The organism is Arthrobacter sp. NQ4 (genome assembly GCF_029077345.1).
Taxonomy (GTDB): Bacteria; Actinomycetota; Actinomycetes; order Actinomycetales; family Micrococcaceae; genus Arthrobacter.
Genome location: NZ_JARETC010000001.1, coordinates 296449 through 311681 on the forward strand (window position 1 = coordinate 296449; position 15233 = coordinate 311681).

Genomic DNA, 15233 nt, shown 5'->3' on the forward strand with positions numbered 1-15233 from the left:
AAAAGCCCTGGCGGGACCCGGATCCGGGTCCTGCCAGGGCTTTTGTGCGTCACGCAGGAAAATGCGCGTCGAAGAAGGGGAAGCGTGTCCCCTTAGGGAATCGGCACCGGGGTGACGCCCAGGGGCACCAGGTGCTCCGCACCGCCGTCGGGCGCCGACAGCACCCAGATGCCCTTCTCGTGCACTGCCACGGAGTGCTCCCACTGGCAGGAGCGCTTCCCGTCGGTGGTTACCACGGTCCAGTCATCCTCCAGGACTGCGGTCTCGATGCCGCCGCGGACCAGCATGGGTTCAATGGCAAGGCACAGGCCAGGCTTGATCTTGGGGCCCCGGTGGTTGGTGCGGTAGTTCAGGACGTCCGGGGCCATGTGCATCTCGGAGCCGATGCCGTGGCCCACGTAGTCCTCCAGGATGCCCAGCGGCTTGCCGGGGACGGAGGAGACGTAGTCGTCAATGGCGGCGCCGATGTCCCCCACGTGGGAACCGCCGGCCAGAGCGGCGATCCCCCGCCACATGGCGGCCTGGGTGACGTCCGAGAGGCGCTGGTCCTCCGGGTCCGCTGTTCCCACGATCACCGTGCGCGCGGAATCCGAGTGCCAGCCGTTGACGATCGCACCGCCATCGATGGAGATGATGTCGCCGTCCTGCAGGACGCGGCTGCCCGGAATGCCGTGCACCACTTCCTCATTGACGGACGTGCAGATGGTCGCCGGGAAGCCGTGGTAGCCCAGGAAGTTGGACTTGGCGCCTGCCTCGTTGAGGACGGCGGCGAAGACGTCGTCCAGGTGCTTGGTGGTGACCCCCGGCACCGCGGCGGCAACGGCGGCATCCAGTGCACGGCTGAGGACCAGGCCGGCCTCGTGCATGGTGCGCATCTGGGCGTTGTTCTTGTATTCGATGCGGGGCTGGCCGAAGGCCATGATGTTTCCTTTCAAATGGCTGAGGCTCCTCCCGGATGCCGGGAGGAGCCTCGATAAAACCGGGCGCCTTGGGTCAGGCGGCCTGTGCGGCCTTGATGGCCTGCATCACGCGGTTGGTTACTTCGTCGATCGGACCGATCCCGTCAACCTTGGTGAGGATGCCGCGGTCGGCGTACTTCGCCACCACAGCTTCGGTCTGCTCGTGGTAGAGGTCCAGGCGGTGGCGGATGACGGCTTCGTTGTCGTCGCTCCGGCCCGTTTCCTTGGCCCGGCCCAGGAGGCGGTGTACCAGCTCCTCGTCGTCGGCAGTCAGCTGCAGGACCACGTCGAGCTTCTCGTCGCCGTCGGCGAGGATCTCGTCCAGGTAGTCCACCTGCGCGGTGGTGCGCGGGTAGCCGTCCAGCAGGAAGCCGTTCTCGACATCGGACTCGTTCAGGCGGTCACGGACCATCTTGTTGGTCACGCTGTCCGGGACGAAGTCACCGTTGTCCATGTACTTCTTGGCCTCGACGCCGAGCGGAGTTTCGCCCTTCACGTTGGCACGGAAGATGTCGCCGGTGGAGATGGCCACAACGCCGAGGCGTTCCGAAATCCGCTCCGCCTGCGTTCCTTTTCCGGAACCGGGAGGTCCAATAATCAGCATTCTCGTCATCGCAAAAGCCCTTCGTAGTGACGTTGTTGTAGCTGCGCATCAATCTGCTTTACGGTCTCCAACCCAACGCCCACCATGATCAGGATCGAGGTGCCACCGAACGGGAAGTTCTGGTTTGCGTTGATCAGCACGAGTGCCACCAGCGGGATCAGTGCCACGAAGCCCAGGTAGAGGGCGCCGGGCAGGGTGATCCGTGAGAGCACGTACTGCAGGTAATCAGCGGTCGGCCTGCCGGCGCGGATACCTGGGATGAAGCCGCCGTACTTCTTCATGTTGTCTGAGACTTCTTCAGGGTTGAAGGTAATCGCGACGTAGAAGTAGGTGAAGAACACGATCAGGACGAAATAAACCGCCATGTAGATCGGGTGGTCACCGCGGGTGAGGTTGTTGTTGATCCACTCAACCCAGGGTTGCATGGGCTCGCCGTTCCGGGGCTGGTTGAACTGAGCGATCAGCCCGGGAATGTAGAGCATGGAGGAAGCGAAGATCACCGGAATGACACCGGCCATGTTCACCTTGATGGGAATGTAGGTACTGGTGCCGCCCACAGTGCGGCGGCCGATCATCCGCTTGGCGTACTGCACCGGGATGCGGCGCTGTGACTGCTCGACGAAGACCACCAGGGCCACAGTGAGGAGACCCACCACCAGGACGAGGAAGAAGGTTCCCGGTCCCTGCGAGGTCCAGATGGCACCCAGGGAGGTGGGGAACTGGGCTGCGATGGAGGTAAAGATGAGCAGCGACATGCCGTTGCCCACGCCCTTCTCCGTGACGAGTTCGCCCATCCACATGATCAGGCCGGTGCCTGCCGTGAGCGTGATGATGATCAGGATGGTGGTGATGATGCTGCTGTCAGGGATCACCGGCAGCTGGCAGCCGGGAAGCAGCTGCCCTGAGCGGGCCAGGGACACCAGCGTAGTGGCGTTGAGCAGGCCCAGGGCGATGGTGAGGTAACGGGTGTACTGGGTCAGCTTGGACTGTCCCGACGCGCCCTCTTCGTACAGCTGCTGGAACCGGGGAATGACCACCCGGAGCAGCTGCACGATAATGCTGGCCGTGATGTAGGGCATGATGCCCAGGGCGAAGATGGACACCTGGAGCAACGCGCCGCCGCTGAAGAGGTTAACGAGCTGGTACAGCCCGCCGGCGGTCTGACCGTTCTGCAAGCATTGCTGGACATTCTGGTAGTTCACACCGGGCGAGGGAATGAAAGCACCCAAGCGGAAGATGGTGATGATTCCCAGCGTGAACAACAACTTGCGTCGCAGATCAGGCGTGCGAAAGGCCCGGCCAAATGCGCTAAGCAAGCGTCCTCCTGTGGTGTCAATAAGGGTGGGGGTGGCGGAATTTGATAAATCCCGACATCCGAGTCTAACGGGTCTATGTGCCGAGCGAACAATCCGGGCCGGCCGGCGTGCGCCGGATGGCAGGAATTGTTCGCCAGGCGGATACGAAAAACTCCCGGTATCCGGGGCCGAAGCCCGCGGATACCGGGAGTTTTGCAGCTGGCGCCGTCCCTTACAGGGCGGTGGTGCTTCCGCCTGCTGCAGCAATCTTTTCGGCGGCGCTGGCCGAGAATGCGTGGGCGGTGACGTCAACCTTGACGGTGATGTCGCCGGTGCCCAGCACCTTGACGGGCTGGTTCTTGCGAACGGCACCCTTTTCGACCAGGTTCTCCACGGTGACTGCGCCACCTTCCGGGAACAGCTCGTTGAGCTTGTCCAGGTTTACCACCTGGAACTCGACCCGGAACGGGTTCTTGAAGCCACGCAGCTTGGGCAGGCGCATGTGCAGCGGCAGCTGGCCGCCGGCAAAGCCAGCCTTCACCTGGTAGCGGGCAGCCGTACCCTTGGTACCACGGCCGGCGGTCTTACCCTTGGATGCCTCACCACGACCAACACGGGTCTTGGCGGTCTTGGCACCCGGTGCGGGACGCAGGTGGTGAACCTTCAGGGCGTTCTGCTTCTCAGCAGCCTGCGCCTTATCAGCAGTGTTCTCTGCCATTTACTTCGCCTCCTCTACCTTTACCAGGTGCGGAACCGTGTTGAGCATTCCAACGGTTACGGCGTCGGCGGTGCGGACAACAGTGTGTCCGATCCGCTTCAGGCCGAGGGACCGCAGGGTGTCGCGCTGGTTCTGCTTGCCGCCAATGGCGGACTTGATCTGAGTGATTTCCAACTGAGCGTCCGAGGGGACCAGGTTCTTAGCCAAGACTAAACACCTGCCTTCGGAGCCAGGAGGGCCTTCACCAACGCTGCCGGAGCGATCTCGTCCAGCGGCAGGCCGCGGCGTGCTGCCACTGCTGCCGGCTCTTCGAGGCGCTTCAGGGCATCAACGGTCGCGTGAACGATGTTGATGGCGTTGGAGGAACCGAGCGACTTGGAGAGGATGTCGTGGATGCCCACGCACTCCAGTACTGCACGGACCGGACCACCGGCGATAACACCGGTACCGGCGGAAGCCGGACGCAGCATTACGACGCCGGCAGCGGCTTCACCCTGAACGCGGTGCGGGATGGTGTTGCCAACGCGGGGAACGCGGAAGAAGGACTTCTTGGCCTCTTCAACGCCCTTGGCGATAGCAGCGGGAACTTCCTTGGCCTTGCCGTAGCCCACGCCGACCATGCCGTTACCGTCACCAACGACGACCAGTGCGGTGAAGCTGAAGCGACGACCACCCTTGACGACCTTGGAGACGCGGTTGATGGTGACAACGCGCTCTACGAACTGGTTCTTTTCGGCTTCGCGGCCACCGTCGCGGCCGCCACGGCCACCGCGGTCGCCGCGGCCCTGGCCACGGTCGCCACGCTCGCCGCGACGGGCGCCACCACGGCGGTCCTCGGCAGCGGGGGCAGTGGTCTCAGCAGCTGCGGCTTCGGGCGCCTTCTGATCTGCAGACACAGTGTCCTTTTCCTTGTTTGCTTCGGTCACAGTGACAGCCCACCTTCGCGTGCACCGTCAGCGACGGCGGCGATCCGGCCGTGGTACTTGTTACCACCACGGTCGAACACAACAGCCTCGACGCCGGCAGCCTTGGCACGTTCGGCAACGAGCTCGCCAACGCGCTTGGCCTTGGCGGTCTTGTCACCGTCGAATGCACGAAGGTCAGCTTCCAGAGTGGACGCGCTTGCTACGGTCTGGCCAATGGTGTCATCGACAACCTGGACAAATACGTGGCGTGCGGAGCGGTTGACCACCAGGCGGGGGCGGACAGCCGTACCGGAAATGCGCTTGCGGATACGAAGCTGGCGGCGGCTGCGACCAGCAGCCTTGCTCTTGTTCGTACGCTTCTTGTTAATGGAGATGGCCATGGTTACTTACCAGCCTTTCCGACCTTGCGGCGGATGACTTCGCCGGCGTAACGGATGCCCTTGCCCTTGTACGGGTCAGGCTTCCGCAGCTTGCGAATGTTGGCAGCGACCTCGCCGACCTGCTGCTTGTTGATACCTGAGACAGAGAGCTTGGTCGGTCCCTCTACTGCAAAGGTGATGCCGGCCGGAGCCGAAACGTTGACCGGGTGGCTGTAGCCCAGAGCGAACTCAAGGTCAGATCCCTTGGCCTGAACGCGGTAACCGGTACCGACGATTTCAAGCTTCTTCTCGTAGCCTGCGGTGACGCCCTGGATCATGTTGGCGATCAGGGTGCGGGTCAGGCCGTGGAGCGAACGGGAGGCGCGCTCGTCGTTCGGGCGGCTGACGGTCAGGGTGTTCTCGTCCAGGGCAACCTCGATGGGGCTGGCCACAGTGTGGGTCAGCTCCCCCTTGGAACCCTTGACGCTGACGACAGAGCCGTCAACCTTGACCTCAACGCCGGCAGGAACGGTGATGGGGAGACGTCCAATACGTGACATTATTCTCTTCCTTTCCCGTTACCAGACGTACGCGAGGACTTCGCCGCCCACGCCCTTCTTGCCGGCCTGCTTGTCAGTCAGGAGGCCGGAAGAGGTGGACAGGATAGCGATACCCAGGCCACCGAGCACGTGCGGGAGGTTGGTGGACTTCGCGTAAACGCGAAGGCCCGGCTTGGAGATGCGGCGTACACCGGCGATGGAACGCTCGCGGTTCGGACCGAACTTGAGGTCCAGGGTCAGCTTCTTGCCAACCTCGGCGTCCTCTTCCTTCCAGCCGGCGATGAAACCTTCGGCCTTGAGGATGTCGGCAACGCGTGCCTTGAGCTTGCTGTAAGGCATAGACACGGAGTCGTGGTATGCCGAGTTTGCGTTACGCAGGCGCGTAAGCATATCTGCGACAGGATCTGTCATTGTCATGTGGGCTCATGCCCTTCCTCATAACGGTTTCCGCCGTTCCATTCCCTGGGGAGCGGAGCGGCCGGACCTTTTACGTAGTTAATTAAGCTTCGGTTTTGAACGGGAAACCAAGCGCCTTGAGCAGCGCGCGGCCTTCGTCATCGGTCTTGGCAGTGGTGACAACCGTGATGTCCATACCGCGGACGCGGTCGATCTTGTCCTGGTCGATTTCGTGGAACATAACCTGCTCGGTCAGACCGAAGGTGTAGTTGCCGTTGCCATCGAACTGCTTGCCGCTGAGGCCGCGGAAGTCGCGGATACGGGGCAGAGCCAGGGTGACCAGGCGGTCCACGAATTCCCACATGCGGTCGCCACGCAGGGTAGCGTGTGCACCGATGGGCATGCCTTCGCGCAGCTTGAACTGTGCGATCGACTTGCGGGCCTTGGTAACCTGCGGCTTCTGGCCGGTGATCTGGGTGAGGTCGCGGACAGCGCCGTCGATCAGCTTGGAGTCCTTGGCGGCATCTCCAACACCCATGTTCACAACAACCTTCACCAGACGGGGTACCTGGTTCACGTTCTCGTACTTGAATTCATCCTGGAGCGTTGCCTTGATGGATTCGGCGTACTTGGTCTTCAGACGAGGAACGATCTTCGTTGCCGGAGTCTCGAGAGTCTCAGTCATTAGATGTCCTTCCCGGAGCTCTTGGACACGCGGATGCGGACGGTCTTCTTGACACCGTTCTTCTCCACAGTGTCGAGGCGGAAGCCCACACGGGTCGGCTTCTTGGTCGACGGGTCAACCAGGGCCACGTTCGAAATGTGGATCGGGGCCTCTACGACCTCGATGCCGCCGGTCTTGGTGCCGCGCTGCGACTGTCCAACACGGGTGTGCTTGGTGACGCGGTTGATACCCTCAACCAGCACGCGGTTGGTGTCGGTGAAGACGCGCAGAACCTTGCCCTGCTTGCCACGGTCGCCGCCGCGCTCAGCCTTGGCGCCAGTGATGACCTGAACCAGGTCACCCTTCTTGATCTTTGCAGCCATGGACTAGAGCACCTCCGGAGCCAGAGAAACGATCTTCATGAACTTCTTGTCACGCAGTTCACGACCAACCGGTCCGAAGATACGGGTACCGCGGGGGTCACCGTCGTTCTTCAGGATCACAGCTGCGTTCTCGTCAAACTTGATGTAGGAACCATCCGCACGGCGGCGTTCCTTCTTGGTACGGACGATGACGGCCTTGACCACATCGCCCTTCTTTACGTTGCCGCCCGGGATTGCATCCTTGACGGTGGCGACAATGACGTCACCGATGCCTGCGTAGCGACGGCCAGATCCACCGAGAACGCGAATGGTAAGGATTTCCTTAGCACCCGTGTTGTCGGCGACCTTGAGTCGCGACTCCTGCTGAATCACTATTTACTCCTTGCGTCGCGCCGGTTCTCAGGCCGTGATGTTGCTACGGAATGAGCCTTGCGGAACGGTTGATCGGGGTGTCTCTTGACCTGCCTGGATTTTGCCAGACCAGGCCTAAACGCCCGTGCCAGAAGCAGTTGCTCCCACCCGGTCCGGGACGGATCCCGGGCGCACAGGGGCACTATGCTGTGGCACGCTTGTTTACGAGGTTGATGATGGCGCGCGAAAGGCGCCATACAAACTCAATATCCTAGCATGTTTTCCGCCAGTCCCCATATCACCACCGTCCCCTGCCCGGCAAGACGGACGACGGCGTGACGCAGGGCAGCCTTTCAGCCCGCCCAGGGTGCCGCTCCCCCGCCAGCACAACGCCCCATCACCTCCTGCAGCAAAACAGCCAACGCCCCATCACCTCCAGCAGCAAAACAACCAACGCCCGATCACCTCCAGGCCTACCAGCAACGGGAAGTGATGGGGCGTCGCCGAAAAAGCGGTGATAAGTGATGGGGCGTCGCCGAAAAAGCGGTGATAAGTGATGGGGCGTCGCCGAAAAAGCGGTGATAAGTGATGGGGCGTCGGTGAAAAAGCGGTAGTAAGTGATGGGGCGTTCAGGCGGGACGGACGACGGCGTCACGCAGGGCAGCCTTTCGGCCCGCTAACGGTGCCGCTCCCCCGCCAGGCGTGGCGCCGCCGTCTTCCGCTTCACTAAAAAGCTGCCTGGCGTGACGCCCGCGTTAAGCGAGGAAGCCCCCGCTCCCGGAAGGGAGCAGGGGCTTCCAGCGAAGCAGCAGGTGCTACTTGGCCTTTTCGAGGATTTCCACGAGCCGCCAATTCTTGGTGGCGGACAGCGGACGGGTCTCGGCGATGACAACGAGGTCGCCGATGCCGGCGGTGTTCTCTTCGTCGTGTGCCTTGACCTTGGAGGTGCGGCGGATGACCTTGCCGTACAGTGCGTGCTTCACGCGGTCTTCAACCTCGACAACGATGGTCTTTTCCATCTTGTCGGAGACCACGTAACCGCGACGGGTCTTGCGGTAACCGCGCTGCCCAGCCTTGGCTTCGGTAGCAGTTTCGGTCACGTTCTGGTCCTTTTCACTCACTTGGCGTCCTCCTCGGTCTCAGCCTTTTCAGCCTTTTCGGCCTTCTTGGTTGAAGCCTTCTTGGACTTCTTCTCTTCCTTGGCTTCCACAACCGGTGCGGCAACCTCGGCACGAATGCCCAGCTCGCGTTCGCGGAGAACGGTGTAGATGCGTGCGATGTCCTTCTTTACCGCGCGCAGGCGACCGTGGTTCTCCAGCTGTCCGGTGGCGGACTGGAAACGCAGGTTGAACAGCTCTTCCTTGGCCTTGCGGAGTTCTTCAACGAGACGCTCGTTGTCGAAACCGTCCAGCTGTGCGGGAGCCAGATCCTTGGATCCTACTGCCATTTCTATTCACCACCCTCGCGACGCACGATGCGTGCCTTCAACGGCAGCTTGTGGATTGCCAGGCGCAGGGCCTCGCGAGCTACCTCTTCATTGACACCGGAGAGTTCGAACAGAACCCGGCCCGGCTTGACGTTGGCGACCCACCATTCCGGTGAACCCTTACCGGAACCCATGCGGGTTTCGGCAGGCTTCTTGGTCAGCGGACGGTCCGGGTAGATGTTGATCCAGACCTTACCGCCACGCTTGATGTGGCGGGTCATTGCGATACGAGCGGACTCGATCTGACGGTTGGTGACGTATGCCGGGCTCAGTGCCTGGATGCCGTACTCACCGAAGGAGACCTGGGTGCCGCCCGTAGCAGCGCCGGAACGACCCGGGTGGTGCTGCTTACGGTGCTTTACTCGACGTGGGATAAGCATTTAAGCCTGTCCTCCTTCTGCAGCAGCAGGTGCTGCTTCAACTGCCGGTGCTTCGGCAGCAGGAGCTGCTTCAGCGGCCGGACGGTCGTTGCGACGGCGGCGGTCACCGCGGTCAGCGCCACCCGGGCGGCCGGGACGCTCGCCACGGCCACCGCGGGACGGTGCGGCAGCAGCCTGTGCAGCCAGTTCCTTGGCGGTGACGTCACCCTTGTAGATCCAGACCTTCACACCGATGCGGCCGAAGGTGGTCTTGGCTTCGTAGAAGCCGTAGTCGATGTTCGCACGGAGGGTGTGCAGGGGCACACGGCCTTCGCGGTAGAACTCCGAGCGGGACATTTCAGCGCCACCCAGGCGGCCCGAGCAGGCGATACGGATGCCCTTGGCACCTGCACGCTGTGCGGACTGCATGGCCTTCTTCATCGCACGGCGGAACGCCACGCGGGAAGTCAGCTGCTCTGCAACGCCCTGGGCCACAAGCTGGGCTTCCATCTCGGGGTTCTTGACCTCGAGGATGTTCAGCTGGACCTGCTTGCCGGTGAGCTTTTCGAGCTCGCCGCGGATGCGGTCTGCTTCTGCTCCACGGCGGCCGATGACGATGCCGGGACGGGCCGTGTGGATGTCCACGCGGACACGGTCACGGGTGCGCTCGATCTCGACCTTGGCGATGCCGGCGCGCTCCATGCCCGTGGACATGAGCTGGCGGATGCGGATGTCTTCGCGAACGAAGTCCTTGTACCGCTGGCCGGCCTTGGTGCTGTCAGCGAACCAGTGCGATACGTGATCGGTGGTGATGCCGAGTCGGAACCCGTGCGGGTTTACTTTCTGTCCCACTTAGCGAGCCTCCTCTTTCTCCGGGGTAGCGACTACCACGGTGATGTGGCTGGTGCGCTTCTTGATCTGAAATGCACGACCCTGGGCACGCGGCTGGAACCGCTTCATGGTCGGGCCTTCATCAACAAACGCTTCGCTGATGATGAGGTCGCCTTCGTCAAACGCCACGCCGTCGCGGTCCGCGAGGACCCGGGCGTTGGAGATTGCTGACTGAACTACCTTGAATACCGGCTCCGAAGCTGCCTGCGGGGCAAACTTCAGAATTGCCAGAGCCTCATTCGCTTGCAATCCACGAACAAGGTTGACGACGCGCCGGGCCTTCATAGGCGTTACGCGGATGTGGCGCGCAATTGCCTTGGCTTCCATTGCTTTCCTTCTCTCGTCTTTGACGTAAACGCAGGCGCCTAGCGGCGCTTGCCCTTACGGTCGTCCTTGACATGGCCGCGGAATGTCCGCGTGGGAGCGAATTCGCCGAGCTTGTGCCCGACCATCGACTCAGTGACAAACACCGGGATGTGCTTGCGTCCGTCGTGTACGGCGATCGTGTGTCCGAGCATGTCGGGGATGATCATCGAACGGCGGGACCAGGTCTTGATGACGTTCTTGGTGCCCTTTTCGTTTTCCCTGGCTACCTTCACAAAGAGGTGCTGGTCAACGAAAGGACCTTTTTTCAGGCTGCGTGGCATGTGTCCAGGCTCCTATCGCTTGTTCTTGCCAGTACGACGGCGACGCACAATAAGCTTGTCGCTCTCTTTGTTGGGGCGGCGGGTGCGGCCTTCCCGCTTACCGTTCGGGTTGACGGGGTTACGTCCACCGGACGTCTTACCCTCGCCACCACCGTGCGGGTGGTCAACCGGGTTCATGGCGACACCACGGACGGTCGGGCGAACGCCCTTCCACCGCATACGGCCGGCCTTGCCCCAGTTGATGTTCGACTGCTCGGCGTTGCCGACCTCGCCGACGGTTGCGCGGCAGCGCACGTCAACGTTGCGGATTTCGCCGGAAGGCAGACGCAGCTGGGCGAAGCGGCCTTCCTTGGCAACAAGCTGGATGGATGCGCCGGCGGAGCGGCCCATCTTGGCGCCGCCACCCGGGCGCAGTTCAACTGCGTGGATGACAGTACCCACCGGGATGTTGAGCAGGGGCAGGTTGTTACCGGGCTTGATGTCAGCACCGGCACCTGCCTCGACAACGTCACCCTGGGAGAGCTTGTTGGGAGCGATGATGTAACGCTTGGTGCCATCAACGTAGTGCAGGAGGGCGATGCGAGCCGTGCGGTTCGGATCGTACTCGATTTCGGCAACGCGGGCGTTGACGCCGTCCTTGTCGTGGCGACGGAAGTCGATCAGACGGTACTGGCGCTTGTGTCCGCCACCCTTGTGACGGGTGGTGATCTTACCGGAGTTGTTACGGCCGCCCTTTTTGGGCAGCGGACGTACCAACGACTTTTCCGGCGTCGACCGCGTAATTTCGGTGAAGTCCGCTACGCTCGAGCCACGACGGCCCGGGGTAGTCGGCTTGTACTTACGGATTCCCATAATTTATTTCCTCGTTAAAGTGGTCTCCGCTACGCGAGCGGACCGCCGAAGATGTCGATGGTGCCTTCTTTGAGGGTGACAATCGCACGCTTGGTGTTCTTGCGGGTACCCCATCCGAATTTGGTGCGCTTGCGCTTACCGGCACGGTTGATGGTGTTGATCGATTCGACCTTGACGGAGAAGATCTTCTCCACGGCCAGCTTGATCTCGGTCTTGTTCGAACGGGGGTCCACCAGGAAGGTGTACTTGCCCTCGTCGATCAGGCCGTAGCTCTTTTCCGACACGACGGGTGCAAGCACGACGTCGCGGGGATCCTTGATGGTGGCTGCACTCACTTGGCATCCTCCTCGTTCTTAGCTGCCTTAGCGGCAACGAATGCGTCGTAGGCAGCCTTGGTGAAGACAACGTCATCAGAGACGAGAACGTCGTAGGTGTTCAGCTGGTCTGCGTACAGAACGTGAACGCCGGCGAGGTTGCGCACGGACAGTGCAGCAACGTCGTTATCGCGCTCGATGACGACCAGCAGGTTCTTGCGGTCGGAAACACCGCGGAGCGTTGCCAGTGCGGTCTTGGCGGAGGGCTTGGTGCCTTCAACCAGTTCTGCGACAACGTGGATGCGACCGTTGCGGGCCCGGTCAGACAGTGCGCCGCGCAGTGCAGCAGCAATCATCTTCTTGGGGGTGCGCTGGCTGTAGTCACGCGGGGTCGGACCGTGGACAATGCCACCGCCGGTCATGTGAGGAGCACGGATGGAACCCTGACGGGCGCGGCCGGTACCCTTCTGCTTGAACGGCTTGCGTCCTGCACCGGAAACTTCAGCGCGGGTCTTGGTCTTGTGGGTACCCTGGCGTGCAGCAGCGAGCTGGGCAACGACGACCTGGTGCAGCAGCGGCACGTTGGTCTGAACGTCGAAGATCTCTGCAGGCAGGTCAACCTGGACAGTGTTAGCCATTGAACTAGGCTCCCTTCACGGCGGTGCGTACGAAGACGACCTGGCCGCGGGCGCCGGGGACGGCACCCTTGATCAGGAGCAGCGACTTCTCGACGTCAACCGCGTGGACCGTGAGGTTCAGCGTGGTGTGACGAACGGCGCCCATGCGGCCGGCCATTTTCATGCCCTTGAAGACGCGGCTCGGGGTGGATGCGCCACCGATTGAACCGGGCTTACGGTGGTTCTTGTGGGCACCGTGGGAAGCGCCAACGCCGTGGAAGCCGTGACGCTTCATAACACCGGCGAAGCCCTTACCCTTGGTGGTCCCGACGACGTCGATCTTCTGGCCGGCTTCGAAGAGCTCTACAGAGAGCTCCTGGCCCAGCTCGTACTCGGCAGCATCTGCGGTACGAAGTTCGACGACGTGGCGGCGAGGCGTGACGCCTGCCTTTTCAAAGTGACCAGCCAGCGGCTTGGTGACCTTGCGGGGATCGATCTGGCCGTAGCCGATCTGAACGGCGACGTAGCCATCAACATCTGCGTTGCGCAGCTGGGTGATGACGTTCGAGTCTGCCTGGACCACAGTGACGGGGATGAGCTTGTTGTTCTCGTCCCAGACCTGGGTCATGCCGAGCTTCGTGCCCAGCAGGCCCTTTACGTTACGGGTTGCGGTCATAGTCTCTCAGCACCTCCCTACAGCTTGATTTCGATGTTCACGTCAGCCGGCAGGTCGAGACGCATGAGCGAGTCGACAGCCTTCGGCGTGGGATCGATGATGTCGATAAGACGCTTGTGCGTGCGCATTTCAAAGTGCTCGCGGCTGTCCTTGTACTTGTGCGGAGAGCGGATAACGCAGTACACGTTCTTCTCCGTCGGCAGCGGCACGGGGCCAACTACCGTTGCGCCTGCGCGCGTGACCGTCTCAACGATCTTCCGTGCTGAAACGTCAATGACCTCGTGGTCGTATGACTTCAGCCGGATGCGGATTTTTTGTCCCGCCATGTCGCCTGACTCTCTTTCAGTCTGTGCTTCCCCGGTTTAGGGCTGCCCTGTTCACTTACTCGTTGTATGGCTGCCGAAGCATTTGAGGTCGTAACCACCATCCGCCGCACAAACTGAATCCGGATAAATCCGGGTTCCTCACCTTGCCGGCGCAACCGACCCCCGCGGTCGGGCGTGTCGCGCTGAACACGCATACAAATCCGCAATTCCATTGGGGTGGGTTATGTTTGGTCTTCAACTTGGACCCTGCACCCGGCATTATCCGGATCGGGACGCGAAGAAGCGCTTGAACAACTCATCTAGTATGCCGGAAAAGCCTGGCAGATGCGAATTGAAACCCGCGCCGTCACCTGCACGCCCCATTGCAGTGGAAAGAAACCGGCTGGATGATAGGGGCATGACCCTGGAAGGCACTGAAGCGGTGACGGAACTGGCCGGGCGCGTGCCGGCGTCGTTCACCCTGGGCGTCGCCGCCGCGGCGTTCCAAATCGAAGGCGCGCTGAAGGACGGGGGCCGCGGCCCCTCGGGGTGGGATGCCTTCGCGGAAAAGCCCGGCGCCATCATGGACGGGCACTCCCCCGCCGTGGCCTGCGACCACTACAACCGGCTGCCGGAGGATGTGGCGCTGCTCAAGGAGCTGGGCGTTGATTCCTACCGGTTCTCGCTTTCCTGGCCACGGATCCAGCCCGACGGCCGGGGCAGCTTCAATGCCGAAGGCCTGGATTTCTACGACCGCCTGATCGACCAGCTCCTCGATGCCGGCATCTCCCCGATGGCCACCTTGTACCACTGGGACACCCCCCTGCCGCTGGAACACCGTGGCGGGTGGCTGAACCGCGACACCGCCGAAAGGTTCGGCGACTACGCCCGGGCCGCCGGTGAGCGGTTCGGCGACCGTGTGGACCAGTGGGTCACCCTCAACGAACCGGTCTCGGTCACCCTAAATGGCTACGCCCTCGGGGTGCACGCGCCGGGGCGCCAATTGATGTTCGATGCCCTTCCCGCCATCCACCACCAGCTCCTGGCGCACGGGCTCGGCGTGCAGGCGCTGCGGGCGGCCGGAGTGGCGGGCGGCGTTGGCCTGACCAACCTGCACTCCCCCGTCAGGCCCGCCACCCGGAAGATCGGCGACCGGCTCGTCGCGCACCTGTACGACCTTCTGATGAACAGGATCTACGCCGATCCCGTCCTGCTGGGCCGCTACCCCTCGCTGCCCCTGTACGCCAAGCCCTGGCTGCGCTCCATCGGCAGGATCTCCGATGCCGACCTGAGGACCATCCACCAGCCCCTGGACTTCTACGGGCTCAATTACTACTTCCCGGTGAAGGTGGCCCTGGGGCCGGGCATCACCCCCATGCCTGCGGACATGCACAAGGAAATCGCCAAGCTGCCCTTCCACGAAGTGGGTTATCCGGAGTACGGCAGCACCGGCTTCGGCTGGCCTGTGGCACCGGAGCACCTGGGGGTCCTGCTGCGGGAAATGCGGGACCGGTACGGCGAGGCGCTTCCGCCGATGTACATCACCGAGGGCGGCGCCAGCTTTCCTGAACCCGACAGGGTTTCAGAGACGCTGGAGGACACGGACCGCGTCGAGTATCTGGCTGCGCACTTGGGGACAGCTCTTGAAGCTACTGCTCCCGGCGGCATGGCCGAGGGCGTTGAGCTGCGCGGCTATTACGTGTGGACACTGATGGACAATTTCGAGTGGGCCGCCGGCTACTCGCAGCGTTTTGGCCTGGTGCACGTGGACTTCGATTCACTGGAGCGGACCCCCAAACGGTCCTTCTACTGGTACCAGGCGCTGTCACGCGCCCGGGGCCACCGGCGGGACTAGCCGGCGGGCTACCAGC

General features: G+C 62.4%; 24 protein-coding genes. 1 reads left to right on the forward strand and 23 read right to left on the reverse strand.

Annotation, left to right across the window (positions count from 1 at the left end):
• Positions 1-92: 92 nt before the first annotated feature.
• The 23 genes from map to rpsJ form a co-directional block, all read right to left on the reverse strand.
• Positions 93-920 carry a type I methionyl aminopeptidase gene (map, locus tag PUN51_RS01335; RefSeq protein WP_224026662.1) on the reverse strand — a complete coding sequence of 276 codons (828 nt, stop codon included), beginning with the start codon at positions 918-920 and terminating at the stop codon, positions 93-95.
• Between the two features lie 73 nt (positions 921-993).
• Entirely contained in the window at positions 994-1563 is a 570-nt protein-coding gene (locus PUN51_RS01340) for an adenylate kinase (protein WP_201302397.1), read from the reverse strand.
• A gap of 5 nt (positions 1564-1568) precedes the next feature.
• Positions 1569-2879: a preprotein translocase subunit SecY gene (gene secY, locus PUN51_RS01345; RefSeq protein WP_159631367.1), complete on the reverse strand. Its 1311-nt coding sequence runs from the start codon at positions 2877-2879 to the stop codon at positions 1569-1571.
• A gap of 211 nt (positions 2880-3090) precedes the next feature.
• The gene (gene rplO / locus PUN51_RS01350) at positions 3091-3576 is read right to left on the reverse strand and encodes a 50S ribosomal protein L15 (protein WP_013601817.1); all 486 of its coding nucleotides are present in this window, start codon (positions 3574-3576) and stop codon (positions 3091-3093) included.
• A complete protein-coding gene (gene rpmD, locus PUN51_RS01355; protein ID WP_009358731.1) occupies positions 3577-3783 on the reverse strand; it encodes a 50S ribosomal protein L30 in 207 nt (68 codons plus the stop codon).
• Positions 3784-3785: 2 nt separating this feature from the next.
• Positions 3786-4502: a 30S ribosomal protein S5 gene (rpsE, locus tag PUN51_RS01360; protein ID WP_141159772.1), complete on the reverse strand. Its 717-nt coding sequence runs from the start codon at positions 4500-4502 to the stop codon at positions 3786-3788.
• Positions 4499-4882 (reverse strand): 50S ribosomal protein L18, encoded by a 384-nt coding sequence (gene rplR, locus PUN51_RS01365; protein WP_159631366.1) that lies wholly within the window; start codon positions 4880-4882, stop codon positions 4499-4501. Before rplR ends, rpsE begins: the two co-directional genes overlap by 4 nt.
• Positions 4883-4884: 2 nt before the next feature.
• The gene (rplF, locus tag PUN51_RS01370) at positions 4885-5421 is read right to left on the reverse strand and encodes a 50S ribosomal protein L6 (protein ID WP_159631365.1); all 537 of its coding nucleotides are present in this window, start codon (positions 5419-5421) and stop codon (positions 4885-4887) included.
• An 18-nt stretch (positions 5422-5439) separates the two neighbouring features.
• On the reverse strand, positions 5440-5838 hold the full coding sequence (gene rpsH / locus PUN51_RS01375; protein ID WP_015937843.1) for a 30S ribosomal protein S8: 399 nt from the start codon (positions 5836-5838) through the stop codon (positions 5440-5442).
• Positions 5839-5920: 82 nt separating this feature from the next.
• On the reverse strand, positions 5921-6502 hold the full coding sequence (rplE, locus tag PUN51_RS01380; RefSeq protein ID WP_018769138.1) for a 50S ribosomal protein L5: 582 nt from the start codon (positions 6500-6502) through the stop codon (positions 5921-5923).
• Positions 6502-6864: a 50S ribosomal protein L24 gene (gene rplX, locus PUN51_RS01385; protein WP_015937845.1), complete on the reverse strand. Its 363-nt coding sequence runs from the start codon at positions 6862-6864 to the stop codon at positions 6502-6504. Before rplX ends, rplE begins: the two co-directional genes overlap by 1 nt.
• 3 nt (positions 6865-6867) lie before the next feature.
• Positions 6868-7236, reverse strand: a complete 369-nt coding sequence (rplN, locus tag PUN51_RS01390; protein ID WP_003803789.1) for a 50S ribosomal protein L14 — start codon at positions 7234-7236, stop codon at positions 6868-6870.
• A gap of 794 nt (positions 7237-8030) precedes the next feature.
• Complete coding sequence (gene rpsQ / locus PUN51_RS01395; protein WP_043454607.1) at positions 8031-8336, reverse strand: 30S ribosomal protein S17; 306 nt, start codon at positions 8334-8336, stop codon at positions 8031-8033.
• Positions 8333-8662 carry a 50S ribosomal protein L29 gene (gene rpmC / locus PUN51_RS01400; protein ID WP_159631364.1) on the reverse strand — a complete coding sequence of 110 codons (330 nt, stop codon included), beginning with the start codon at positions 8660-8662 and terminating at the stop codon, positions 8333-8335. The genes rpsQ and rpmC overlap by 4 nt, the downstream gene beginning before the upstream one ends.
• 2 nt (positions 8663-8664) lie before the next feature.
• Positions 8665-9081: a 50S ribosomal protein L16 gene (gene rplP, locus PUN51_RS01405; RefSeq protein ID WP_043454603.1), complete on the reverse strand. Its 417-nt coding sequence runs from the start codon at positions 9079-9081 to the stop codon at positions 8665-8667.
• Entirely contained in the window at positions 9082-9912 is an 831-nt protein-coding gene (gene rpsC, locus PUN51_RS01410) for a 30S ribosomal protein S3 (protein ID WP_141942674.1), read from the reverse strand.
• Entirely contained in the window at positions 9913-10278 is a 366-nt protein-coding gene (rplV, locus tag PUN51_RS01415; RefSeq protein ID WP_009358304.1) for a 50S ribosomal protein L22, read from the reverse strand. It lies immediately after the preceding gene.
• Between the two features lie 38 nt (positions 10279-10316).
• Entirely contained in the window at positions 10317-10598 is a 282-nt protein-coding gene (gene rpsS / locus PUN51_RS01420; RefSeq protein WP_003803803.1) for a 30S ribosomal protein S19, read from the reverse strand.
• A 12-nt stretch (positions 10599-10610) separates the two neighbouring features.
• Positions 10611-11450, reverse strand: a complete 840-nt coding sequence (gene rplB / locus PUN51_RS01425; RefSeq protein WP_159631363.1) for a 50S ribosomal protein L2 — start codon at positions 11448-11450, stop codon at positions 10611-10613.
• A gap of 29 nt (positions 11451-11479) precedes the next feature.
• Positions 11480-11785 (reverse strand): 50S ribosomal protein L23, encoded by a 306-nt coding sequence (gene rplW, locus PUN51_RS01430; protein ID WP_011692807.1) that lies wholly within the window; start codon positions 11783-11785, stop codon positions 11480-11482.
• A complete protein-coding gene (gene rplD / locus PUN51_RS01435) occupies positions 11782-12402 on the reverse strand; it encodes a 50S ribosomal protein L4 (protein ID WP_141159766.1) in 621 nt (206 codons plus the stop codon). The genes rplW and rplD overlap by 4 nt, the downstream gene beginning before the upstream one ends.
• A 4-nt stretch (positions 12403-12406) precedes the next feature.
• Positions 12407-13057, reverse strand: coding sequence for a 50S ribosomal protein L3 (rplC, locus tag PUN51_RS01440; RefSeq protein ID WP_159631362.1), 651 nt, complete (start codon positions 13055-13057; stop codon positions 12407-12409).
• 17 nt (positions 13058-13074) lie between these two features.
• The gene (gene rpsJ / locus PUN51_RS01445; protein WP_003803825.1) at positions 13075-13383 is read right to left on the reverse strand and encodes a 30S ribosomal protein S10; all 309 of its coding nucleotides are present in this window, start codon (positions 13381-13383) and stop codon (positions 13075-13077) included.
• Positions 13384-13780: 397 nt separating this feature from the next.
• Here rpsJ and PUN51_RS01450 point away from each other — a divergent pair, with 397 nt between their 5' ends.
• On the forward strand, positions 13781-15217 hold the full coding sequence (locus tag PUN51_RS01450) for a GH1 family beta-glucosidase (protein WP_275179644.1): 1437 nt from the start codon (positions 13781-13783) through the stop codon (positions 15215-15217).
• Positions 15218-15233: the final 16 nt, after the last annotated feature.